This window comes from Nitrosomonas sp. (genome assembly GCA_016703745.1).
Taxonomy (GTDB): domain Bacteria; phylum Pseudomonadota; class Gammaproteobacteria; order Burkholderiales; family Nitrosomonadaceae; genus Nitrosomonas.
Window position 1 is genome coordinate 1,920,387 of the sequence record JADJBK010000006.1, and the last position, 24,715, is coordinate 1,945,101.

20 protein-coding genes, 3 pseudogenes and 1 riboswitch are annotated in these 24,715 nt (G+C 46.8%); of the genes and pseudogenes, 12 read left to right on the forward strand and 11 right to left on the reverse strand.

Going from position 1 to position 24,715, the window contains the following annotated elements:
- Positions 1 to 119 precede the first annotated feature (119 nt).
- From IPG31_10210 to IPG31_10230, 5 genes are all read left to right on the forward strand, one after another.
- Complete coding sequence (locus tag IPG31_10210; GenBank protein ID MBK6618701.1) at positions 120 to 1,340, forward strand: alanine--glyoxylate aminotransferase family protein; 1,221 nt, start codon at positions 120 to 122, stop codon at positions 1,338 to 1,340.
- Between the two features lie 278 nt (positions 1,341 to 1,618).
- Positions 1,619 to 2,590, forward strand: a complete 972-nt coding sequence (locus IPG31_10215; protein MBK6618702.1) for a glycosyltransferase family 4 protein — start codon at positions 1,619 to 1,621, stop codon at positions 2,588 to 2,590.
- 10 nt (positions 2,591 to 2,600) lie between these two features.
- Positions 2,601 to 4,529 carry a polysaccharide biosynthesis protein gene (locus tag IPG31_10220; protein MBK6618703.1) on the forward strand — a complete coding sequence of 643 codons (1,929 nt, stop codon included), beginning with the start codon at positions 2,601 to 2,603 and terminating at the stop codon, positions 4,527 to 4,529.
- A gap of 117 nt (positions 4,530 to 4,646) precedes the next feature.
- Entirely contained in the window at positions 4,647 to 7,100 is a 2,454-nt protein-coding gene (locus IPG31_10225; GenBank protein MBK6618704.1) for an AAA family ATPase, read from the forward strand.
- 83 nt (positions 7,101 to 7,183) lie between these two features.
- A complete protein-coding gene (locus IPG31_10230; protein ID MBK6618705.1) occupies positions 7,184 to 7,735 on the forward strand; it encodes a glutathione peroxidase in 552 nt (183 codons plus the stop codon).
- 22 nt (positions 7,736 to 7,757) lie between these two features.
- Here IPG31_10230 and IPG31_10235 read toward each other — a convergent pair whose 3' ends face one another.
- Positions 7,758 to 9,077 (reverse strand): TolC family outer membrane protein, encoded by a 1,320-nt coding sequence (locus tag IPG31_10235; protein ID MBK6618706.1) that lies wholly within the window; start codon positions 9,075 to 9,077, stop codon positions 7,758 to 7,760.
- Between the two features lie 117 nt (positions 9,078 to 9,194).
- Positions 9,195 to 9,851, reverse strand: coding sequence for a protein-L-isoaspartate O-methyltransferase (locus IPG31_10240; GenBank protein ID MBK6618707.1), 657 nt, complete (start codon positions 9,849 to 9,851; stop codon positions 9,195 to 9,197).
- A gap of 68 nt (positions 9,852 to 9,919) precedes the next feature.
- A riboswitch (TPP riboswitch) is annotated at positions 9,920 to 10,026 on the forward strand.
- Between the two features lie 31 nt (positions 10,027 to 10,057).
- Between IPG31_10240 and thiC the strand changes: the two genes are divergently transcribed.
- Together thiC and IPG31_10250 are read left to right on the forward strand one after the other, a co-directional pair.
- Positions 10,058 to 11,953: a phosphomethylpyrimidine synthase ThiC gene (gene thiC / locus IPG31_10245; protein ID MBK6618708.1), complete on the forward strand. Its 1,896-nt coding sequence runs from the start codon at positions 10,058 to 10,060 to the stop codon at positions 11,951 to 11,953.
- A gap of 49 nt (positions 11,954 to 12,002) precedes the next feature.
- Positions 12,003 to 12,821 carry an undecaprenyl-diphosphate phosphatase gene (locus tag IPG31_10250; protein MBK6618709.1) on the forward strand — a complete coding sequence of 273 codons (819 nt, stop codon included), beginning with the start codon at positions 12,003 to 12,005 and terminating at the stop codon, positions 12,819 to 12,821.
- A gap of 13 nt (positions 12,822 to 12,834) precedes the next feature.
- Here the strand turns inward: IPG31_10250 and IPG31_10255 are convergent, their stop codons facing one another.
- A complete protein-coding gene (locus IPG31_10255) occupies positions 12,835 to 13,290 on the reverse strand; it encodes a rhodanese-like domain-containing protein (GenBank protein ID MBK6618710.1) in 456 nt (151 codons plus the stop codon).
- A 96-nt stretch (positions 13,291 to 13,386) separates the two neighbouring features.
- On the opposite strand from IPG31_10255, the pseudogene IPG31_10260 reads away from it, so the two are divergent.
- The 3 genes and pseudogenes from IPG31_10260 (at position 13,387) to IPG31_10270 (ending at position 15,542) form a co-directional block, all read left to right on the forward strand.
- Positions 13,387 to 13,574: pseudogene (locus IPG31_10260) on the forward strand (ISNCY family transposase).
- Between the two features lie 337 nt (positions 13,575 to 13,911).
- Positions 13,912 to 14,403 carry a BON domain-containing protein gene (locus IPG31_10265; GenBank protein ID MBK6618711.1) on the forward strand — a complete coding sequence of 164 codons (492 nt, stop codon included), beginning with the start codon at positions 13,912 to 13,914 and terminating at the stop codon, positions 14,401 to 14,403.
- Positions 14,403 to 15,542, forward strand: a complete 1,140-nt coding sequence (locus IPG31_10270) for a DUF1207 domain-containing protein (GenBank protein MBK6618712.1) — start codon at positions 14,403 to 14,405, stop codon at positions 15,540 to 15,542. The genes IPG31_10265 and IPG31_10270 overlap by 1 nt, the downstream gene beginning before the upstream one ends.
- 461 nt (positions 15,543 to 16,003) lie before the next feature.
- Here IPG31_10270 and IPG31_10275 read toward each other — a convergent pair.
- From IPG31_10275 to IPG31_10310, 8 genes and pseudogenes are all read right to left on the reverse strand, one after another.
- A pseudogene (locus IPG31_10275) lies at positions 16,004 to 16,616 on the reverse strand (Crp/Fnr family transcriptional regulator).
- Between the two features lie 237 nt (positions 16,617 to 16,853).
- Positions 16,854 to 16,996, reverse strand: a pseudogene (locus IPG31_10280) (IS3 family transposase).
- A 128-nt stretch (positions 16,997 to 17,124) separates the two neighbouring features.
- Complete coding sequence (locus IPG31_10285) at positions 17,125 to 18,084, reverse strand: methyltransferase domain-containing protein (protein ID MBK6618713.1); 960 nt, start codon at positions 18,082 to 18,084, stop codon at positions 17,125 to 17,127.
- Positions 18,085 to 18,203: 119 nt separating this feature from the next.
- Positions 18,204 to 18,860, reverse strand: a complete 657-nt coding sequence (metW, locus tag IPG31_10290) for a methionine biosynthesis protein MetW (GenBank protein MBK6618714.1) — start codon at positions 18,858 to 18,860, stop codon at positions 18,204 to 18,206.
- A gap of 3 nt (positions 18,861 to 18,863) precedes the next feature.
- Entirely contained in the window at positions 18,864 to 19,991 is a 1,128-nt protein-coding gene (locus IPG31_10295; protein MBK6618715.1) for a homoserine O-acetyltransferase, read from the reverse strand.
- Between the two features lie 72 nt (positions 19,992 to 20,063).
- The gene (gene ptsP / locus IPG31_10300) at positions 20,064 to 21,791 is read right to left on the reverse strand and encodes a phosphoenolpyruvate--protein phosphotransferase (protein MBK6618716.1); all 1,728 of its coding nucleotides are present in this window, start codon (positions 21,789 to 21,791) and stop codon (positions 20,064 to 20,066) included.
- Positions 21,788 to 22,057: an HPr family phosphocarrier protein gene (locus IPG31_10305; protein MBK6618717.1), complete on the reverse strand. Its 270-nt coding sequence runs from the start codon at positions 22,055 to 22,057 to the stop codon at positions 21,788 to 21,790. The genes ptsP and IPG31_10305 overlap by 4 nt, the downstream gene beginning before the upstream one ends.
- Complete coding sequence (locus IPG31_10310; GenBank protein MBK6618718.1) at positions 22,047 to 22,454, reverse strand: PTS fructose transporter subunit IIA; 408 nt, start codon at positions 22,452 to 22,454, stop codon at positions 22,047 to 22,049. Before IPG31_10310 ends, IPG31_10305 begins: the two co-directional genes overlap by 11 nt.
- A 171-nt stretch (positions 22,455 to 22,625) precedes the next feature.
- Between IPG31_10310 and rimP the strand changes: the two genes are divergently transcribed.
- Together rimP and nusA are read left to right on the forward strand one after the other, a co-directional pair.
- Positions 22,626 to 23,060 carry a ribosome maturation factor RimP gene (gene rimP / locus IPG31_10315; GenBank protein MBK6618719.1) on the forward strand — a complete coding sequence of 145 codons (435 nt, stop codon included), beginning with the start codon at positions 22,626 to 22,628 and terminating at the stop codon, positions 23,058 to 23,060.
- 50 nt (positions 23,061 to 23,110) lie between these two features.
- Positions 23,111 to 24,583, forward strand: coding sequence for a transcription termination/antitermination protein NusA (gene nusA, locus IPG31_10320; GenBank protein MBK6618720.1), 1,473 nt, complete (start codon positions 23,111 to 23,113; stop codon positions 24,581 to 24,583).
- Positions 24,584 to 24,715 lie beyond the last annotated feature (132 nt).

A 24,715-nucleotide genomic window follows, 5' to 3' on the forward strand; every position in this document is an offset into this window, starting at 1 on the left:
TAAAATTATTGCCTGCTTGGTAGAATCGTACTGCTCGGCTGATGACAAAATAAGCCACTTACTGATCGTTAGTTAGTAAGTGGCTAAATTTTTTAACTAATAATATGACAGGATTATTAATGACTACTGATAGCTACCGTCCAGAAAAAAATATTTCCACATTCTATCCTCCACAGCGTACTCTAATGGGGCCTGGTCCTTCCGATACGCATCCGCGAGTTCTGACTGCATTGGCACGACCTACGCTTGGTCATCTTGACCCTGTTTTTACCGAGATGATGGAAGAATTGAAAGGCTTGCTTCGATATGCTTTTCAGACTTCCAACTTGCTGACTTTCCCGGTATCAGGCCCTGGTTCAGTTGGTATGGAAATGTGCTTTGTTAACATGATTGTTCCGGGTGACAAAGTAATAGTCTGTCGAAACGGAGTTTTTGGTGGGCGAATGATAGAAAATGTTGAGCGTAGCGGCGGAACCGCACTGATCATAGACGACAAATGGGGCGAACCGGTTGATCCACAAAAAGTGGAGGATTGTCTCAAGAAAAACCCGGATGTCAAGATTCTGGCGTTTGTCCATGCGGAAACCTCTACTGGTGTGCAGTCAGATGCCAAAACGCTGGGAGAGCTTGCTAAAAAATATGGTTGCTACACGATTATGGATACGGTGACTTCGCTCGGTGGAACCCCTATTTACATGGATGAATGGGGAATAGATGCCATTTACTCTGGTAGCCAGAAATGCTTGTCCTGCCCACCAGGATTATCACCAGTCAGTTTTTCGGAGCGTGTGGCTGACTTGGTTAAGAAACGCACTGAAAAAGTGCATAGTTGGTTTATGGATATCAATCTGCTGCTGGGTTACTGGGGTGCTTCCCGTACTTATCATCACACGGCACCAACCAATTCACTTTATGGGCTTCATGAGGCTCTGGTTATGCTGCAAGAAGAAGGACTTGAGCATTCCTGGGCGCGGCATCAGCATAATCATGAAGCTCTAAAAGCTGGTTTGAAAACAATGGGTATTGAATATGTCGTTGCTGAACCCTATCGCTTGCCGCAATTAAATTCAGTGTATATACCATCTGGCGTAGATGACAAGGAGGTTCGTCGCCGCTTGCTGGCCAATTATGATCTCGAGATCGGTGCTGGTCTGGGCGATTTTGCCGGTAAAATTTGGCGCTTTGGTTTGATGGGTAACTCCAGTCGGGTTGAAAAGATACTATTTTGTCTCGATGCACTTGAGAGTACGTTAGCAGATATGGGTGGCATCAAGGTAGAGAAGGGAGCCGCTGCAAGCGCCGCACACTTGTATTATGCCGCTAATCCGATGTCAGTGTAGTCGATCAAACATTCGTTAACTAGTTTGGCATAACCGGTCAGTAAATTTTTCTTGATTTATTAAATTTACTGGCCAGTTTGTTATTAGGCCAATAAATATCACTGTCTGGAATTCAAATTGAAACGCATCGTATTAAAACCATCGCGGTGTGATCGGGTTGCAGCGCATCCGGGCGATGTCGGTGATTAATCGCTTATGGGTTTCAATTGCTGTGTAGAATGCAGATCCCTGATCTAGTTCTTTGTCATGAATGGTGACTGAGGTTTTCCCGCGCGCAGATGAATGATAATCTGGTTGCAGCCTCTCTGATTGCATTTGGTTTATCCTGTGTGCTGTCATGGCTATTGGTGAGAGAGAAAATATTCAAGGTATTGGATTATCCAAATACACGATCAATGCATGCTTTTCCAGTCCCACGCACGGGCGGGGTTGCGATCGTCATCTCGATACTAAGTTCATGGCTGATTATTCCTTCAGTACCGTTGTTACTGTGGGCCGGTGTGGCTTTAATGGCACTTATTTCCTTTATCGATGATATTCGGCCGCTTCCGGTGTGGTTTAGGCTGGTATTTCATAGCATGATTGCCTGGATGTATGTTGCATCACTACTATACCTGCCGTATGGAGGGTTCTTGACCTTTATTGTTGGCTTGGCTTTAATTTGGATGATCAATCTGTTTAATTTCATGGATGGATCGGATGGTCTGGCTGCCGGTATGGCGTTAATCGGGTTTGGCGCTTACGGTCTGGGTGCGCTACAGATGGCTGATGAGATATTTGCAGCGGTTAATTTTTGTATTGCGGGTTCCACAGCGGCATTTTTGCTGTTTAATTTTCACCCTGCCCGTATATTTATGGGTGATGTGGGTTCGATTCCTCTGGGGTTTCTTGTCGGAGCATTGGGAGTATACGGCTGGTTAAATGGTCTCTGGTTGCCATGGTTTCCTCTACTGATTTTTTCTCCTTTTATTGTTGATGCGTCGGCTACGCTGATTAAACGATTATGTAAGGGTGAGCGTATCTGGCATGCTCACCGGGATCATTATTACCAGAGATTGGTGCTAAGTAGCGGGTGGGGACATCGAAATACTGCCTTGTTTGCGTATGGACTTATGTTCACAGCAAGTGCTATTGCGTTGAGTGTGATATCCCAGGATTGGGAAAGGCAAGGGATGATAGTGGTCACCGTATATGGCGCGTATCTGGTTGCAATGCTGGTGTATGACTATCGTCAGCCAGTAAATTCCTAGTGTAAATAGAATGATTATCATCAAAGCTGGATGGCGGAGAATTATCGCAGCAGTCCATGATTTTCTGGCGGTTATTGTTGCCTGGTGGCTAGCGTATCAGTTCCGATATGATTTTCAGGTTTCAGTCGAACATCAAGTGGTGCTTTGGAATTCGTTACTGTGGGTGCTACCAGTTCAAGCAGGAATTTTTTTTCTCTTCAAGCTATACCGAGGGCTGTGGCGCTACGCAAGCCTGAATGATCTCAAGCAGATATTTTTTTCGGTCACGTTAGGTGCTATAGCAGCGGCAGCAATCATCCTGCCGTTTGGATCGCAGAATACGGCGCCACCCTCCGTATTGATGCTGGCGCCGATGTTGCTGCTATTGATCATGGGCGGAAGCCGTTTTACTTACCGCGCATGGAAAGAGCAGCGTAAGCAAAACTTAAAAAATATTCAGCGCCAATCAACCATTGTACTGGGTACAGGTGATGCTGCAGCTAACCTGATCAAGGAACTGGAACAAAGTCGTGATTGGCAAGTGGTTGGTTTGTTGACAGAGAAGACGAGCAAACTGGGCGCGCATTTGCATGGTATAAAAGTGCTGGGGATGATTGATGAGCTGCCAGAGTGGGTTGAAAAATTTAATATCAGCCACGTCATTATTGCGATGCCATCTGCATCCCAGGCGTTGCGCCGTAGTGCGATCGAAATTTGTGCGAGTATCAACATCAAGCCGATGATTGTTCCCTCCTACATCGATATGGTTAGTAACAAAATGACAGTTTCTCCTATTCGGAACATTGATCTTGGTGATTTGCTGGGACGTGAACCTGTATTGCTTGATACTAAGGGACTGCATGAGCTTTTAACGGGGAAAGTCATTCTGGTGACTGGTGCCGGTGGGTCGATTGGCGCGGAGCTTTGCCGCCAAATTCTAACCTTCAAACCCAAGTTATTGATTTCGCTGGAACTCAATGAATACGCTTTGTATGGTATTAAGGAAACGTTTAGAGCCGAATTTCCAGAGATCCCAGCCATTTTTCTTATTGGTGATGTTAAGGATTCAGCACGACTGGATCAGATCTTCAAGAAATATCAGCCCGGTGTGGTTTTTCATGCTGCTGCTTACAAGCACGTGCCCCTCATGGAGCAGGATAATGCCTGGCAGGCGGTACAGAATAATGTTGTGGGTACCCATGTACTGGCAAGCACTGCCATCCGTCATCATGTGGATAAGTTCGTATTTATATCGACCGACAAGGCTGTTAATCCAACTAACATCATGGGAGCAAGCAAACGGTTGGGTGAAATGATTTGCCAGGCATTACAGCAGTCTGCCAGAAAGATTCAACAGCAAGACCAGAGACGCACACAATTTGTCATTGTGCGTTTTGGTAATGTGCTTGGCAGTACAGGAAGCGTGATTCCTAAATTCAAGGAGCAAATTGCGCGTGGCGGTCCGGTAACGGTGACACATCCAGAAATCAGCCGATATTTTATGTCGCTGCAGGAAGCCTCACAACTGGTTCTTCAGGCCGGTGCCATGCAGGGATCGGAGCAAGGGGGGGATATTTTTATCATGGATATGGGTGAGCCGGTCAAAATTATTGATTTGGCTAAGGACATGATCCGTATGTCCGGTTTGCATGAGGATGATATCAAAGTGGTCTTTACCGGTTTGCGTCCGGGTGAGAAACTTCACGAAGAGTTGGCTGGAGAAAATGAAAGCACATTACCCACACCACATAAAAAATTACGCATCACGCAATCTCTTCTCGTCGATGAGCAATGGCTTCATAAGCTGGTTGCGTGGTTTAACGAACAATCCGCATTAACAGATGAGGCGACCAAACGGGTGCTGATGGAATGGGTGCCGGAATATCAATGTCAACCAACAATTCATCGGGCAGAATCGCAGTCTAGTACGCTGACAACCGGTCAATCTGGCACTGCATAATTATCGTTATACAAATTTTGTTTTTACTGATGTGGTTTGCCTGTCAAATTAGTGCGTTGTTCCTCAAAGGTGGTCTCCCCCTGGCCAGCACCCTATTACCCCAACATTCAGGTTGATATGCCCATAGTTAGATTGGCGACTGAGTCACTAAGTGTAGAGATTTGTCCGGAAGCGCTCCATTTTGTAGATACGGCAAGTTTGATCGATCAGCCACTGTCCTGGATTGGACAGGAACGTGCGAGACAAGCAGCGTATTTTGGGCTGAATATGCAACAACCAGACTACAACCTGTTTGTGTTGGGTGCCGCTGGCAGTGGCCGCTCATCCTTATTAAAACAGGCCATGACTGAAGTGGCAGTCAACATGCCGGTTCCACCCGATCTGTGCTTCATACATAATTTTGACACACCGGAACGCCCTCTGGCTATTCGTCTGCCTGCAGGACAGGGAAGCGTGTTGCAGCAGATGCTTGGTCATTTCACCAGCGATTTTTGCCGAGAAATACCTGAATATTTGAATGGGGAAACAACCAGGCGAGAAAGTGAAAGGATCAATCAAAAATTCAGACAGAAAGAGACAGCAGCTTACGCACAATTATGTGCATTTGCTGAAAAGCGGGATTTTGTGGTTCAAAGCGAATCAGGTCATCTGGTTCTGACATTATTGGATAAACGTTCCCGGAAATTACTGGGCGAAGATGAGATGTTGCAGCTTCCGGCGATGGAAAGGGCTGCTATCGAACAGAATGAGGCGGCATTGTACGAAGAAATGGCTCGCTATCTTGAGAAAAGGCGTTCCCTGGAACACAAACGCGAAGAAGCACTGATTACTTTGCGGCAATCAAAAATCCAGCCGATACTGAGACAAAGATTGATGGCTGTGCTTGATAGTCTGCATTCGTCATTTTCTGATCGTACCAAGGTTGAGCAATTCTTAAACAACGTCATAAAAAATATACTCGAGAACCTCGCCATATTCTCATCTTCTGAAAACGAGAATGAAAAATCTACCGCAGAGTTAAAAACAATATTTGCTAATTATCAGATCAATCTGGCAGTAGATAATCGCCATTTGTGCGGCGCCCCCGTGTTGATTGAAGAGCATCCCTCATTTAAATCATTAATGGGTAATATTGAGCATCGTGCAGTTGAAGGAGTGCTGGTTTCCAATTTCACTGGCATTCGTGCAGGCAGCTTGCTAAAAGCACATGAGGGCTTTTTGATGCTGCACCTTGATGATTTGCTTGCCAATGAATTGCTATGGGAAAAAATAAGCACTTTGTTGCGCAGTCATTTACTACAGATTGAAGCGCCATCGGTAACGACTACGGGCATGCCAATGGTTTCGGTCGAGCCGGAAATGGTAACTGTGCAGGTAAAAATAGTGCTGATTGGGTCTCGCGAACAATATTATGCCATGCAGGAGGAAGATCCCGAGCTCGCCAGGCATTTCCGAGTGAAGGTTGATTTTGCCGCCTCGTTTACGGCGAATCTGCAAACTTATCATGCCCTGTCTATTTTTATTGCTTCGCTTTGTCAGGAATCCAGGATGCCACATTTTTCTGCAGCTGCCGTTGTCAATGTGCTGACAAACTGTCACCGTGAAGCTGAAGATCAAAAACGGCTGACAGCGAATTTCAGCCGGACCGAAACATTGGTTATGGAAAGTGCAGCACAGTGCGTGGCGCGTGGCGGCGACCTGGTTGAAGCAGCAGATGTCTCGTCTGCTTTGCAGACACGTTTTTTGCGGCACAATTACCCGCTGGAATGCGCGCTGGAGGCGATAGTTGATGGTGATGTGGTTATTGATGTGTCAGGCGAGACCGTTGGCCAGATAAATGGCTTGAGTCTGGTCGAAATGGGGGATCTGATGTTTGGACTGCCCATGCGTATCACTGCGCATACTTTTGCTGGTGAGGAAGGTTTGCTCAATATCGAACGCGAAGTTGGGTTATCTGGTCCGATTCATGATAAAGGTGTATTTATCCTGCAGAATTTGTTTTGCGCGCTGTTTCATCATAACGCACCACTCGCATTCAATGCTTCCATTGTGTTTGAGCAGCAGTATTATGGTATCGAGGGCGACTCTGCTTCTTGTGCAGAACTGTATGTTCTACTATCGGCATTGTCTGGATTACCCCTCAGGCAGGGTATTGCGGTAACTGGCGCCGTTAATCAGTTTGGCGAAATTTTGCCAGTAGGAGGAATTAATGAAAAAATCGAAGGTTTCTATCGTGTTTGTGCTGCTGTCGGCCTCGATGGTAAACAGGGAGTATTGATTCCCGAACGTAATCGCCGACATTTGATACTGGCCAGAGAGGTAATCGATGCTGTTCAGGAGGGCGAGTTTCATATTTACAGCGCCGAGCAGATGAGTGATGGACTGGAAATGTTGACTGGCGTGCCTTCTGGTCTCATAAGCGATATGCCATTAAGTGAAATGCTGGTTTATGAGGCACATACCGTACTCGGTCAGGCACAAAGAACATTGCGTAATTTCCGTGCAGCCTGTCAGCTGCCAACCCATGCAAAAACAAAAAGTAAGCTAATACATGAGCGCGCAGGTAAATAATTATTCTTGTATTTGAACCATGTTTGTACCGGGAATCTCAAACAAAAGCCTTTTATGCCCATTTTATAAGGAGAGTTTTTGTCATGCCCAAGTATGCCTGTTTTTTAGCAGCCTTGATGCTAATCTTTTTTTCAGAAGGGATTCTTGCGTGTCAGAGTACCCTTCTCAATCACGATTTCAGGAAACTCGCATCCACTGATGCAGAAAACCTATGCGATACGCACAGTGGGAAAGTATTGCTGATTGTCAATACCGCTAGTAAATGTGGCTATACACCTCAATATGACGGTCTGGAAAAACTACACGCAAAATACGAGAAAGTGGGGTTTTCAGTATTAGGGTTTCCATCTAACGATTTTATGGGGCAGGAGCCAGGTAATGAGCAGGAAATTCAGGAGTTTTGTCGTCTGACTTACGGGGTTAAATTTCCAATGTATGAAAAAACAACCGTCAAGGAAAGTGGTGCGCATCCACTCTTTGAAGCTTTGGCAGACGTTTCTGGAACATACCCAACCTGGAATTTCCACAAATTTTTGATAGGCCGGGATGGAAAGCTGATCGCACAATTCAGTCCCGGTACCCAGCCATCCGATCAGCAGTTGGTTCTGGCCATTGAACAGGCTTTGCAGAGATAGTAGTGCTGCTTGTCGCGCCTTGTTAAAGGAGGGAGTTGATCTCGAGAATGTCTTCTTCATCCAGATTTCCGGCTTCCGCCTGAAGCCGTAGTTTGGCCATCAGATAGTTATAGTAGGATTGAGCAAGGTCTCTGCGGGCGGAGAAATATTGCTGCTGTGCATTGAGAACATCCACCTCGGTTCGGACACCGACTTCCTGGCCAAGTAATGTTGAATCCAGTTGACTGCGGCTGGAAATCAGCGCTTGCCGTAGTGCTCTTACCTGCGCGATACCATTGGTGACGTTCAAATATTGCTGGCGCACCTGCAAAGCAGTCATGCGTCGAACATTTTCCAGATCATTTCGGGTTTTGTCACGATTGGCGACTGCTTCTCTGACCTTGGACTGTACTGATAAACCGGCAAAAATGGGAACATTCAATTGCAGTCCAATCGATTTGGTGGTGAGATCAATGCCGCGCCCGGTAAATGCGCCACCTATGCCTTGTTGATTACTGTACTGTGCGACCAGATCAAGCGACGGATAATGCCCCGCCTTGTTGCGTCTAATTTCCTGTTCGGAAAGTTCAAATGCAATCTGCTGTATTTTCAGAGAGAAATTATTTTCCTGTGAGACTTGTACCCAGTCTTCCATTTCTCCCTCAGGCAGCAATAGCGGATCGGCAATAATTTTTTCCACACTGGTATTCTGTAAGTCATGCGGAAAACGATTGATCAGACTTTGCAAGGTCCGTCGCGCAATTTCCAGCGCATTTCTGGCAGCAATTTCCTGCGACAGAACTAAATCGAAGCGGGCTTGCGCTTCATGGGTATCTACAATCGTGGATACCCCCACTTCAAAATTACGCTTGGCTTGTTCTAGCTGCTCATTAATTGCTTTTTTCTGCGTTTCAGCCACATCGAGATTGATCTGCGCCATCATCACATCAAAATAATTTTGTGCTGTCCGCAGGATTAGATCCTGGGCGGATAGTACAAATTGCGCATCTGCCTGGCTGACCTGGTTCTTGGCCTGCTCATAGACAATGAAATTCTCGATACGAATGAGGGGCTGCGTGGCACTTAGCACAATGCCGCGATTTTTGATCAGCCGTTCCGGACCAAAATCGGTATCGACGTATTGGTTCAGACCTGTGCCAGTGAAGTTGACAACCGGTAACAATCCGGCCCTGCCCTGCGGAAGACGTTCCTGCGCTGCGACAAAAGCGGCACGCGCCGCAGCATATTGAGCATCATGTTCTCGTGCCTCGTGATAAATCTGTAAAAGATCGGCCGACTGTACCTGGGTGACAGAAATCATGCACACAAACAGCAAGAAAGAAAAATAGGCATGGCTTTTCATGATCAAACCGACGCACCCCGTTTGTTATGAGTTCAAAAGAACTGAACTATCAGTAGTTCAGTGTACGATGCGCAACAACTGCTTTCACGCAATACTGGATGACGCCAGGTTTTGTGGTTAAAAGTGGAATTGCTCGGCTTGTATGGCATTCTTCAGAGGAGCGGTGCAGGTTTCAAACAGGAGTTTTGAGTGAAATTGGTTTGGCGTAGTACAGGTTATCAATGTCGCTTCCATGATGGGTTCTTCCCCGACAACGGCAAACAATCGCCCACCCGGCGATAGGTCTTTCTTGAACGTGTCTGGCAGGACGGGGGTCGAAGCAGTTAATATGATTACGTCGTAGGGGGCATGTCGCGACCAGCCGTTTGCCCCATCTCCCTGTTCCAAGGTTACATTTTGGATGTCATGCACCTGCAGGTTAATTTTTGCTGCAGCCAGTAATGCCGGTTCAATTTCAACGCTATACACATGCGAGCCGAGCTGCGCCAATAATGCCGTCATATACCCGGTACCGGCGCCGATTACTAGAATGTTATCGGATTTCTTGATATGTAATTCCTGTATGATACGCGCTTCCATCTTGGGGGTCAGCATTACGGCACCATGTTCCAGCGGAATTTCCATGTCCACGAAGGACATGGAACGATAGGCAGCAGGAACATATTCCTCACGTTTGGTTTTGTATAACAAATCAAGCACTTTTTGATCGAGTACATCCCAAGTTCGAATTTGTTGTTCGACCATGTTGAAACGGGTTTGTTCGAGATTGATCATGGGTTTCATCAATTTTTGTCGGTAAAAAGAATCAAGCTTGCAATTATTCCATAATTCCATTAGCTTGACAGCTTGGCTAGGGGTCCACATTTCAGCATTTTTGACATGGTGGTGAGAAAGTCCCTTAATACCTGATGCGGATAATGCCGCCGGAGGGAAGCCTGGAAAAAATTTCCAGCTCCCTGCGGCCTCTCTAGGAGCATAACATGAAAACCAATCTTTCCAGTCTGGATCATTTTACTAATGAAAGCGCGCGCGTAGATACCGCTGCTATCCAGTCATTACCAAATTCACGCAAGGTCTACATACAGGGATCCCGTCCCGATATTCAGGTGCCGATGCGTGAGATTAGTCAATCGGATACCTCAACCAGTCAGAGTACGGAAAAAAATCCTCCCATTCATGTTTACGATACATCTGGTCCTTATACCGATCCAGTGGTTGATGTCGATATCCGTCTAGGTTTGGTCGGGATGCGTGAACCATGGATTGAGGCGCGGGGCGATACAGAGGTGCTTGGTGGGCTAACGTCTGATTACAGTCGTGAGCGAATGAATGATGCTAAATTGAATGAGATGCGCTTTAGCCTCAAACGTCCGGCACGATGTGCAAAAACAGGTATGAATGTCACTCAGATGCATTACGCCAGGCGCGGCATCATTACGCCGGAAATGGAGTTTATCGCAATCAGGGAAAATCAGCGGCAAGCATTGGCAGAGTTTGCTGACAATGACTTATTGACAAAACAGCATCCCGGTCAGAATTTTGGTGCTGCTACGCAAAAATGGATTACTCCAGAATTTGTGCGCGATGAAGTGGCACGCGGACGTGCAATCATTCCCGCCAACATTAATCATCCAGAATCAGAGCCTATGATCATTGGTCGCAATTTCCTGGTCAAGATCAACGCCAATATTGGTAATTCCGCATTAGGCTCCAGTATTCAGGATGAAGTGGAAAAAATGACCTGGGCCATTCGCTGGGGAGGGGATACCGTCATGGATCTGTCCACCGGCAAAAATATTCATGAAACACGTGAATGGATCATCCGTAATAGCCCGGTACCGATTGGCACCGTTCCCATCTACCAGGCACTCGAAAAAGTGGACGGCCGTGCCGAGGAACTGACCTGGGAGATCTTTCGTGACACGCTGATCGAGCAGGCTGAACAGGGTGTGGATTACTTTACCATTCATGCCGGCGTACGTTTGGCCTATGTGCCCATGACCGCAAAGCGGATGACGGGAATTGTCTCGCGAGGTGGTTCTATCATGGCGAAATGGTGTCTGGCCCATCACCGCGAAAGTTTCCTATACACTCGCTTTGAGGAAATCTGCGAAATCATGAAAGCCTATGATGTCAGTTTTTCATTAGGTGATGGCTTGCGCCCCGGCTCAATTTACGATGCCAATGATGAGGCACAGTTTGCCGAGCTGAAAACGCTTGGAGAGTTGACCCATGTTGCGTGGAAGCATGACGTGCAAGTCATGATCGAAGGCCCCGGTCATGTGCCGATGCACATGATCAAGGAAAACATGGATTTGCAGCTTCAATATTGCGATGAAGCCCCTTTTTACACGCTGGGGCCGCTCACCACCGATATTGCGCCAGGTTACGATCACATTACTTCCGCCATCGGTGCCGCGATGATCGGCTGGTATGGCACGGCGATGTTGTGTTATGTCACGCCCAAGGAACATCTCGGACTGCCTGACAAGGATGATGTCAAGGAAGGGATTATTACTTACAAAATAGCGGCTCATGTGGCTGATCTGGCCAAAGGACACCCCGGTGCGCAGATTCGTGACAATGCCTTATCCAAGGCACGTTTTGAATTTCGCTGGAATGATCAATTCAATCTGGGGCTGGATCCTGACAAAGCACGAGAGTTTCATGATGAAACCCTGCCACAGGAAGGCGCTAAAGTTGCCCATTTTTGTTCTATGTGTGGGCCTAATTTCTGCTCGATGAAAATCACGCAGGATGTTCGCGATTATGCCGCACGGCAAGGGCTTTCCGAAGCCGAGGCATTGGAAGATGGCATGGCCAGAAAAGCAAGCGAATTCGTAGAAAAAGGTGGGGAAATCTACAACAAGCTCTGATGTTTCCCCTCACATTTACCTGCTTAACTGAAAGAGAATCCGATTACCTATGGATTGGCTGATACTACTTAAAGCGTTTTTGCTGGGTGTTGTCGAGGGATTGACCGAATTCCTGCCAATCTCCTCCACAGGCCACCTGATTCTGGTGGGTGATCTGCTGGATTTCAATGATGACAAGGCTAAGGTATTCACCGTCTCCATTCAGCTGGGTGCGATTCTGGCGGTTTGCTGGGAATATCGCAAACGGCTGGTCGGGGTGATGAAAGGGCTGGGCAGCAAGCAAGCCAATCGATTCATAATCAACCTGCTCATTGCTTTTCTACCTGCAGCGATACTGGGATTACTGTTTATCAAGACGATCAAATACTACCTGTTTCACCCCCTCCCCGTAGCAGTCGCGCTGATCGTCGGCGGCATCGTGATCCTGTGGGCAGAACGTCGTGAGCATGTGATCGATGTCGAAAGCGTGGATGATATGGACTGGAAACACGCGCTTAAGGTCGGCTGTGCTCAGTGTCTGGCGTTGATTCCCGGCACCTCCCGTTCCGGAGCGACCATCATCGGCGGCTTGCTATTCGGCCTGTCGCGAAAGACCGCTGCCGAATTTTCATTCTTCCTGGCGATTCCGATCATGTTCGCGGCTACTTTTTACGATCTTTATCGTCATCAGGAATTTGTGCATCTTGATGATCTGGCTATGTTCATGGTGGGAGCATTAGCCGCGTTTATCAGCGCATTGATCGCCATTCGTGGACTGATGCGCTACATTAGCAATCACGATTTTACTTTGTTCGCCTGGTATCGGATCGGCTTTGGACTGTTGATCCTGCTGACTGCCTATACCGGCATCATCAACTGGTCGGAATGATCAGATAAACGAATCAGCTCTGCATCCACGGTAAACCGGCGGCTTTCCAGCCAGTTTGCTGGCCGCGATGGCCGGTTTCATCCTTGTCACCCTCAAAGCCTTCCAGTACGTTATAGCAATTAATAAAACCATTCTGCTGCATAAGAGTGGCGGCATGATCAGAGCGACCGCCGCTGCGGCAAATAAACAGCAATATCGCATCATCTGCTACTTGCTGCGCAAGCTGATCCACAAAATCCGGGTTAGGCTGCATGCTTGGATAAGTGCGCAACGCCACCTCAACCGCACCTGGAATGCGCCCAACCCAGTCCAGCTCCGCCTTGCAGCGCACATCCACCAATTTGGCCTGCTGCGGCATGGCGGTCAACACCACCCGCGCTTCTGCTGGCAACAATGCCCCCTGATAAGGTAAACCCATCTCATCCGCACGTTGCTGCGCGCGGGCTAGAATTTCATCAACTGTTTCCATTTGTTTTATCACCATCCAAAATCGTTAGGTTTGTAATTCATTTTCAGAAATTGCAGTATACCGCCTGTTCAGGTTCAAGCGATCAATCAGTTAAGCATTGAAATCGAAGGCTACATCCAACACGCGCAGCGTCAAATCAGCCAGATCAAACGCCGAGTTATCCAGAGCAAAACAATCCCAACATAGAAAAAGTATTTTCCATCTTTGAGCCGCATACCGAATAGATCAGCAAAGGCAAAGCCGGTGTGCCGGTTGAGCTGGGTGTCAAAGTCGGCATTCTGGAGTGCACGTCAGGAAAATGCATAAAATTCAAGATACCGGCGAACGGCCTGAAGTCTTTTTTAGGCGAAAAAAACACTTGATTGTGAACAATCAGCGATGACTACAGCACAGAAATCAATTTTTCGGACAATATTTCCCAAAAAATCCTGTTAGCAGAAGATTATAAAAGTATTACGTACGATACCGCACAGATCATATTCAATTTTCCGCTTAATCTTTACACCAGAGAGTAGCTTCATGCATAGCGTTCATCTGGATGGAGAGGCGCTCGTCCTTGTGGTGCTTTTCTGAGTATGAATGTCCGTGCTACTGATTTAAATAAAAATTTAAGGAAGAACGATGAGAATAAAAATTGAGAATGAACAAAATAGACTAGCAAAGGTAAGGAAAACCCTTGTACTTGCGATCACTGGTTTGACTATTGTTATTGGTTTGGCAGGTTGCCAAAAAGAAGGCCCTGCTGAGACAGCAGGGAAAAAACTGGATCGTTCGATTGAAAAAGCTGAAAAGAAAATTGAGCAAACAGCAGAGCAAGCAGAAAAGAAACTCGATGACGCAAAAAAATCGATTAGCGATAAATCTGAAACAACCGATCAATACATCGATGATTCAGTCATTACGATGCGTGTTAAAAAAGCCTTTCTTAGTGATTCTTTGCTCAAGGCGTTTCAAATTAAGGTGACGACCGAGAATGGTGTCGTTTACCTGAGCGGTACACTTGATTCTCAGCAAAGTATCGACAAGGCAATCGAAGTGGCAACAAACCAGGAGCATGTGAAATCTGTACAGAATGATCTGTTTCTGAATGCCAATGCATCGAGTAAAGAATAATGCTTTATCTGCGATCTGCCGCAGCATTGTCAGCTATGCTGTTTGCTGCGCAGGCAGTGTATGCCGCAATACCGGACGATACTTACATTGCCGGTTATGCGACCGGCGTGTTGAAGCATACATTGATGCTGGATATTCCATCATTGACCGTGCAGAATGGTGTCATAACCTTCCCTGCAGGCAGTTTAGGCAACGCTGATCGAGAAAAAGTGGTGCAGATGTTGTCGCAAATTCCTGGTGTTAATGGGGTCAGAGTATCAGAAGTCACATACCAGCCATCGATGGCTAATGCGCCTTCGCAGCAGCCGGTCAAGCAAATCTCCGAGAAACCGGTGGCGGTGGCTAATGCTACGCTGTTACCCACCGGACTTCTACCTGCTGGCCATCTATTCAAACCGCTATTAGCGGATCCGCGTTGGGCACATTTCTCGGCCGCTTACCGAAATTTCCAGAACGATAATTTTGATGGCAGAAATATCGCTTCCGTGAGTTTCGGTGAAACGATACCGATTTACCGCAGGAATTTGGGGCAGTCTATCGCACAGTGGGAAGTCGGACTGCAAGGTGGCGTCTTTAGCGACTTCAATCTGGGTGCGTCATCTTCGGATTTAGTCAATTCCGATTTTATTGCATCGATATATTCAAGTATCCGAGCAAAACAATTCTCAGCCTTTGGCCGCATTTATCATCAAAGCTCACATCTGGGTGACGAATTTTTGCTGCGCAAAGCGGGCTCTGCATTTGAGCGAGTTAATCTCAGCTATGAAGGTGTGGATCTGAGATTGTCTTATGAATTTCCTTATGGTGTGCGCTTGTATGGTGGCGGAGGAGGATTATTTCATAAAGAGCCTTCGGCACTCAAAGTATGGATGGTGCAGTATGGCGCTGAGTTTCGAAGCCCGTGGCGCATCGGATCCGCACCCGTGCGGCCAATCCTAGCGGCCGACTTCAAGAATTTTCAAGAAAATAACTGGAGTACGGACATATCGGCCAGAGCGGGGATTGAGTTTGAAAATTTGCAGGTGCTTGGCCGGAAACTTCAGTTACTTTTCGAGTATTTTGATGGACACTCTTCGAGCGGGCAGTTTTTTAAAAACAAAGTGGAATATATCGGAGTCGGAGCCCACTACCACTTCTAGTGCAGAATGGTATAGGAAGTTCAGGTTTTTCTGAGAATTACGCCACAATGTACCGGGGCGGTAGCGCATTATCCGTAAGATTCGTCGTAAAAATATTATTAAATAGTGACCTACCAAGGAGAAATAAAAATGCTTGAAACGATCGCGCTCATCTTGAGAGTATCCCGAATTTTGTGTAAACGATATTTGGTTAATGGGTGGACGTGCGCTTTTCGAACATGGGTGGTGTACATACCCGCATTTAGCCAGGCGGCACAACACGAAGCACAACTGATTAATTTACAAAGCCAATGTTGTTTACAGTGAAAAATTCACACACCCGATGATTGATCGTCGAATGCCCGGTTTTTCCAGAGACCGTCAGTGTTGAATCAAGCCGTACAGCCGATTCTCTCCACTGGATACGCTTGTGATTGATTTGGTGAGTGAAAAAATAGATACTCATTGTCATCAGACAAATATCAGGAATGAAGTATACGGTCGAATTCCTTTTTAACCACCTGATAGCATTCACAAACTCGTTCCTCCAGCCCTTTTCGGTCCAGTACGATGATATGGCCCCGGCTGTACTGAATCAGACCTGCCTGTTGTAATTTTCCGGCCGCTTCAGTGACGCCCTCACGGCGTACGCCTAACATGTTGGCAATTAATTCCTGCGTCATGGCCAGCTCATTTGACGGAAGCCGGTCGAGGCTGAGCAGCAGCCAGCGGCAGAGCTGTTGATCGACTGAATGGTGCCGGTTGCACACTGCGGTTTGGGACATCTGAGTAATGAGTGCTTGTGTGTAAGTTCAGCAATTTATGAAGTAGCGCGCCATGGCGGTTAAATTCTTGCATGAATAGCTGCTGCCGTATTCGGTAGCAATATCCTGCGCTCTGCACTACGGCACGATTCGGCATGGTTTGCCCGCCCATGAAAAGAGCGATGCCGACGACCCCCTCAAAGCCAACCACGGCAATTTCCGCTGAGGCGCCATTTTCCATCACATAAAGCAGCGATATGATGCAATCCATGGGGAAATAAACGTACAGGAGTTTTTCTCCAGATTCGTACAATACTTCACCCAAAGGCATCTCGACCAGTTCAAGATGAGGAAAAATACGCTGGTATTCCGTATCCGGTAACGCAGTGAGGAGGTGATTTTTTTTAGGGCTGTAGTGCGTATCTATCACGTAACACCTTCAATTGATATCAACAATATATAAAAACTATATGCCTTGAGCTTTATGGCATATGCTTGATCAACACAGTAACCTGGTCAAGCAAAACCGACACCTCAGTTAAGCAACTTTCATTGATTTTGCTGCTTCTGCTTCATAGCGAGTTTGGTAATGCCGCCATTGGCAGCGTTCCTGCTTGAGGCTGCCAAGCTTTCCGCAACGGCATTATCCCAACAATTTCCCGGGCGACTCATGCTGCCAATAAAACCATATGCTTTCAGTAGATTGCGGTATGCTTTGCCGGCATCGAGATTTCCATCTACAAATAGATATCTGTATTGCAAGATTTGATACTTTCGATACTTATTTTTCGTGATTCGCTACCTTACCCTTTGCTTCCTGCTAAAGCTAGTCCCAGTTTTTAAGCCAAAAAGGAGAGATCAGGTGCTGTATGCAATGGTTTAATCTCACTAAAAGCCTCTTGATGTTCCCTTAAGATATTTAATGAGAGTTCTCGGTGCATTTTTGAATATCTGTCTAAATCATTTGAATTACTCAAACCGGGTTCAAGTACCACAAGAAATTCACAGCCACGCGCCCTGGTAAGGGTAGCCACTTTCATCTGAAGTAGACCCAAAAAATTTAACTCTTCAATAATCATCAGAAAACTTGATGGTGTAAAGAAATACTCGTGAAAATCAATATAATCTGTCTCTTTTATTTTGGCTAAAGTATCTGTATACCAACCAATCGGGTTGTTATTAATAAATTTCAAGTCTTCTATTGATCCTTGCCCCCAAGCATACAAATCTTTTTTATGATGAAAAAAATGCTCTTTATAATCAACTGAAACGTGAGAGTGTATGCGATACATAGCTTCCATTGTATGTATAGAGGCGCCTCTTACATGATCACTCAAAATCTTTGCTGTATCAGTTAATGGCTGAAACAGATCAAAACAGTACCTTTTGTCTGGAACCATCAGGATAATTTTTCCATTTTTTGCAAGTGTCTCGCAGATATCATTAAGGAACTGAACAAAGTTAGTTGCATGCTCAACAACATGAGACGCCAATACAAAATCAAATTTTTGACCATCAACCGCTGCGTGGATTGCCCCTCCCTTCCATACGAAATCGACATCTTCGATTAGGCTTATATCTACGTTCATAGCTGAGTATTTGGCACGTAGAATTTCAGTATCAAGGTGATCTAAAATACTTACATTAAATCCCTCTCTACGTGGATATACGGGACCGTAACTCGGACCAATTTCGAGTATTCGTGATTGCTTAGAAACGATACTTTTTGCGTAAGACCGAAAATCCCCTATCTCTTGGTCTTGGCGTTTATCGTCATTTGGTGTTAAATAAAACATCATGAGTTCCTTAAAACACGTTTTTCGGTACTTTTATGGCAATAAGCCCTGGAAGTATTTACTTGTTCCGCACGACGAAATCATCGAAGCAACGCGGTTTACTGACTTTTTGCGCTGGACGGTTATCTATATTCATCGCCATCCGTGCGGCTGAACCGATAAAAAGCGAGCGTTCCCAGAAGACCAGGCAATAGCCCGATTTTTTTGTTGCTGTTCATTACGCGTCGTTCAAGAATATTGATGTGATGTTGGCTGCAGAGCGCTTCAAAATCCCGTAAGGTGCACAAATGAATGTTGGGAGTGTCGTACCATTGATAGGGTAATCCTGGTGTGACTGGCATGTGTCCAGACAATACCTGTAGCCGGTTTCGCCAATAGCCGAAATTAGGAAAGGAGACGATTCCTTCTTTGCCGACCCGCAGCATTTCAAGGATGATTTTTTCAGTATTTTTCATTGCCTGCAATGTTTGCGACAGAATGACGTAGTCAAATGAGTCCGATTCAAAACCGGACAGACCGGATTCAAGGTCGCTTTGAATGACGTTGACACCATTTTTAAAACAGGTCAGAACATTTTCGGCATCAATTTCGACGCCATAGCCATGCACTTTCAGGTTAGTTTGCAGATAGCGTAATAACGTGCCGTCGCCGCAACCGAGGTCAAGTACGCTTGATTGAGGCGCAATCCACGCGGCAATAGCGCCAAAATCTGGCCGGGTTGTCAATGCCTGTCGTGCATTACTGCTTTGAGGGGTGGCGCTGTCAATGGAAGTATTCATGGTTTAAACGATGATGTTGTTCATATAGGCACGTATCAGCTGGTGATAATGCTCTTCCTGCATCAGAAAAGAATCATGCCCGTGGCTTGAGGGGATTTCGGCGTAGCTGACGTTACGTTTGTTGTCGAGCAGCGCCTTGACGATGCTGCGTGATCGTTCTGGTGGAAAGCGCCAGTCGGAGCTGAAGGAGATCACTAGAAAATTTGCCCTGGCGCGGCTAAAAGCCTGTGACAGATTGCCATTGTATAGTGCCGCCGGATCAAAGTAATCGAGTGCCTTGGTCATCAGCAGATAGGTATTGGCATCAAAGCGATTGGCAAATTTGTCACCTTGGTAGCGTAGATACGATTCAATTTCAAATTCGATGTCGTAATTGAATGAGAGCGCCCCATTACGAAGCTCTCGCCCGAATTTGCTGGCCATGGAGTCATCCGATAAATAGGTGATGTGGCCGAGCATACGTGCCAGACGTAGTCCTCTTTTCGGCAGGGTATGATGCGAATAATAATCGCCGCCATGGAAATCAGGGTCGGTTAGTATGGCCTGCCGGGCCACATCGTTGAAAGCGATATTCTGGGCAGTGAGTTTGGCGGCGGCAGCAATTACAATAGCATGATGTACCCGTTCGGGTGCGTCCAGTGCCAGTTGCATGACTGACATACCACCCAGGCTGCCGCCAATCACGGCTGCAAAGCGATCGATACCTAATCTGTTCGCAAAGTGAATGTAAGTCTCCGCCCAGTCATTGGTGGTAACGAGCGGGAAATCTGCACCAAAAGGTTTTTCGGTCTTGGGATTGATGCTGATTGGTCCAGTCGAGCCGTGACAGCCTCCCAGGTTATTGATACCAATCACAAAATACTTATCAGTATCGATGGCTTTGCCTGGGCCGATCATGTTGTTCCACCAGCCGGTATTTCTGGGATCATCCGCATAAACACCGGCAACATGGTGGCTGCCGGATAACGCATGACAAATCAGCACCGCATTGGACTTGGCGGTGTTCAGCCTGCCGTAGGTTTCGTAAGAGAGCGTGTAACTGTCAAGTACCGCGCCACTTTTCAACGCAAGCGGCGTATGGAATTGCATTTGTTCTGGTGCGACGATGCCAATGGATTGCGAATCGTTCATGAAGATATGGGTAGTGCTTGGTTGTGAAAGTTACGAGGCCAACTGGCATTAAATACCAATTTATGCTTGAGTTCAACTATTGAGTTTTTGCAGCAGGCTGTGAATCTTGTCAGATTCAGCTGCTCTGAGAATTTTTTGTGCCAAAGGTATGATATTGGGCAGATGGCTGCCGAGTATTTCGCGTTTTACTGTTAATAGTTGCGCGGGATACATGGAAAACTGCTGTAACCCCATGCCTAGCAGCAAACGCGTATAGCGTGGGTCACCTGCCATTTCTCCGCAGACAGAAACCGGAACACCAGCTTTGGTAGCCAATCGGATTGTGCGCGCCAGCAGCCACAGAATCGCGGGATGTAACGGGTCAAACAGATGCGCAACTGTTTCATCGACGCGGTCGATCGCGAGTGTATATTGAATCAGATCATTGGTGCCAATCGAGATGAAATCCAGTTTTCGCATGAACTGTTCAAGGCATAAGGCAGCCGCCGGTATTTCAATCATGCACCCTATTTGAATATGTTGATCAAACAGTTTTTTTTCATCGCGCAAACTTTGTTTGGCCAATTCAACCATGTGGAGTGTCTGATCAATTTCACGGCTGCTGGAGAGCATGGGAATTAAGATGCGGGTAGAGCCATGTCTGGATGCGCGAAGTATGGCGCGCAGTTGTGTCAGAAACATGGCAGGTTCAGCAAGGCTCATGCGAATGGCACGTAATCCCAGTGCTGGATTGGTGGAGACGCGATGGTTATTATTCAGGTTTTTGTCAGCACCCAGATCAAAAGTACGAATGGTGACTGGCAGGCCGCGCATCCCTTTCACTGCGGCAGAATAAGCAGCATATTGCTCATCCTCATCCGGCAAGTCGTCCCGGGTGAGAAACAAAAACTCACTACGGAACAGCCCTACGCCCATTGCACCGTTTTCCCTGGCTTGATCGACTTCCTGTGGCATTTCGATGTTAGCAAGTAATTCAACCTGAGTGCCGTCAAGCGTGGCAGCATTGAGTGAACGGAGACGTAACAATTTCCGTTTTTCCAGTGACAATTCATTTTGTTTCAGGCGGTATTCCGTGAGAATTTGCTCATCAGGATTGACGATGACAATCCCTTGGCTGCCGTCAACAATCAGATAATCATCCTCATAAATCAGTCGCTTTGCCTGCTGCATGGCTACAACCGAGGGAATATTAAGACTGTGCGCGACAATGGCGGTATGCGAGGTGGGCCCACCCATATCGGTTACAAATGCTGAAAACTGATGCTGTTTATATTGCATGACATCAGCAGGACTTAAGTCATGCGCCACCAGGATACTGGCGCCGTCATGTTTTGATGCGGGAGGAGTATAACCGGGGTGGCCGAGCAAAATCTTTAATACACGCTCGACTACCTGCACAACATCAGCTTTGCGTTCACGCAGGTAGGCATCTTCTATTTCTTCGAATTGTGCAATCAGCACATCCATCTGTTGTGAAATTGCCCATTCTGCGTTGCAATGTACTTTGGCGATGCTCTCCATGGCGGCCTGAGACAGAGTCGGGTCGTCGAGGATCATCTGGTGAAGCTCCAGAAAGGCATTAAATTCAGCCAGTGCCAATCCTTGTATGGCATGGGCCTGCAGGTTTTTCAGCTCTAGCCTTACGGTGACAAAAGCTTTTTCCAGGCGAGCTAATTCCGCATCGATCTGGCTGGCGGGGATCAAATAGCGAGGAACATTGAGTGTCGCGGTTGTGGCGAGGTGTGCCTGTCCGATTGCTATACCGGCAGACACACCGACACCATGGAGAATAAAGCTCATTCCGCCTCACCGAAATAATCGTTTACTAGTGTACTGAGTGCTTCCATTGCAGTGATTTCATCCTTACCGCTGGTTTCCAGCTCAACCTGCGTACCCTGGCTTGCTGCCAGCATCATTACACCCATAATGCTTTTGGCGTTGACCCTACGTGCTCCCCGCGATAGCCATATCTCACAGTCAAACTGCTCCGCAAGGCGAGTCAGCTTGGCAGAGGCACGTGCGTGTAATCCCAGTTTGTTGCGTATTGTGAGTGTGTTAGTTTGCATATGGTTTTTTGGGTGGGGAGATGTGAAATATTCCCGTCTGACCGCCGGAAAGTGCATGGCTTATCATTTCCATGAGCGGTTTGTGCTGATACTGAACTGCTCTCAACAGCATGGGCAGGTTGAGTCCAGTTAAGCATTCCACCTTGCCATCTTGAAGCAGTTTGCTTGCGATGTTGGTGGGAGTGGCGCCATAGAGGTCAGTTAGTATCAGCACACCGCTACCCTGGTCAAGTGTTAGCAGAATGGTCTTCAACTCAACGATTTCCTTGTCTGGATCGGCTTGTGGTGTAATTGTGTAATTGACCAATTGTGGGGGTAGCTTGCCAAGAATATGCTCGATACAGTCAAGAAAACTGCTGCCTAGCGGTTCGTGTGTAACGATTAATATTCCGGCCATATTGGTTTGGTTGTCCTGTTCTAATGCCATGGCGACACATTCTAGCATTATCTATTCTGTTGCCCGTCAAGTTGACCGTATAAGCTTGCCGTTAATTGACTGATTTTTGTTATAATGCCCCGAGTTATGCAGGTGGGCTTGTCGAGCCCATTTTTTATTTGTGGCGGAGTTATGTTGCTATTTGAGTTGCTCGAGCCGACCTTGACGGGGATGGGTTATGAACTGGTGGAGGTTGAACAGCCGTCACCTGGTAAGTTGCTGCGTGTGTTCGTGGATAGGCAGGATGTCGGTATTACCCTGGAAGATTGTGTTGCTATCAGCAACCATCTGGCGCAACTGCTGGCGGTCGAAAATGTTGCGTACAGTCGACTGGAGGTTTCATCGCCGGGTTTGGATAGGCCATTGAAGAAAAAGGCCGATTTTTTTCGTTACCAAGGGGAAATGGTTCGTATCAGGTTACGGCTTTCCTGTGACGGGCAAAAGAATTTCGTAGGGAAGCTGCATGCAGTGCAAGACGATGTTCTGACATTGGAAATAGAGGGTGAGTTGCGGCAAATTCAGTTGGGTAATGTGGATAGAGCGCGATTAGTTCCAAAATTTGGATAAGTGGTTTGTTCAAGAGTAATCTTATAGGTTAAAAATATGGCTGGAGGAATATGAGCCGCGAGATTTTGTTACTGGTCGATGCGTTGGCACATGAAAAGAACGTTAGCAAGGGGATTGTATTTGCTGCGCTTGAAATGGCTCTGGCTTCTGCTGCCAAGAAGCATTTCCAGGATGATCTTGATGTTGTGATCAATATCGATCAGAGTACGGGAAACTTTCAAAGTTATCGCAGATGGCTGGTTGTGCCTGATGATGCTGTTGATAATCCTGCGCAGCAAATTGCACTGAGTGAAGCATTGGTGCGCCAGAAAGATGTGGCCGAAGGCGATGAAATTCAGGAGCCCATGGAATCCATCCCATTTGACCGGATTGGCGCGCAGGCGGCGAAGCAGGTTATTTTCCAAAAAATACGCGATGCTGAGCGCGAACAGAATCTGAGTGATTTCCTGGAACGTGGCGAGCAGGTTATTTCTGGTGTAATCAAACGCCTCGATCGAGGCAATGCCATCATCGAATTTGGGAAAATTGAAGCACTTCTGCCGCGTGATCAAATGATTCCACACGAAAATCTTCGTATGGGAGATCGTGTGCGTGCCTATATACTGAAGGTTGACAAGTCGGCGCGTGGTCCGCAGCTGGTTTTATCCCGCACCTCACCACAATTTCTGATTAAACTGTTTGAGCAGGAAGTGCCGGAGATTGAAGAAGGCGTGCTCGAAATTAAGGGGGCCGCGAGAGATCCAGGATTCAGAGCAAAAATTGCGGTTAAATCCAATGATCCTCGTGTTGATCCAATTGGTACCTGTGTCGGTATGGTTGGTTCAAGGGTAAAAGCAGTGACCAATGAGCTTGCTGGAGAGCGAGTTGATATTATTCAGTGGTCGGAGGATATCGCTACATTTGTTGTCAACGCGCTGGCGCCTGCTGTAGTAAGTGGCATTACGCTGGACGAGGACAGCCATAGCATGGATGTTGCGGTAGATGAGGATAATCTGGCGCAATCCATCGGTAAAGGCGGACAGAACGTGCGTTTGGCATCTGAATTGACTGGCTGGCATCTGAACATCATGACAGTTGAAGAATCCAAGGAAAAAAGTGAAGAAGAAGCTACGGTGAATTGCCGGCTCTTTATGGAGAAACTGGATGTTGATGAAGAGGTTGCGCGTATTTTGGTTGACGTGGGTTTTTCTACTCTGGAGGAGGTGGCGTATATTCCGCTGGAAGAAATGCTGGAAATTGAAGAGTTTGATCGGGAAACGGTCGATGAATTACGTAATCGAGCGCGCAATGTTTTACTAACTGACGCAATTGTCTCAGAAGAAAAAATTGAACATGCTGCTGAAGAACTGTTTGATCTTGAAGGTGTTGATCTGGATCTCGCTCGACAGTTAACGGCTAAGGGAATCAGTTCCCGGGATGCGCTGGCTGATCTGGCGGCAGATGACCTGGTTGAGTTGACTGGTATTGATTTTGAGCAAGCAAGCGCCATTATTATCAAGGCGCGTGAACATTGGTTTATGTAGTGCCAACAATAAAGAAGCTCGATATTTTTTAATATAAATTAGTACAGACCATACTAATAGAATGAATGTGGTCATCGCCAACTAAGTGTATTGGTGATGACCTGTAAAGTATAGCTTGAGGTAAATAAAAGG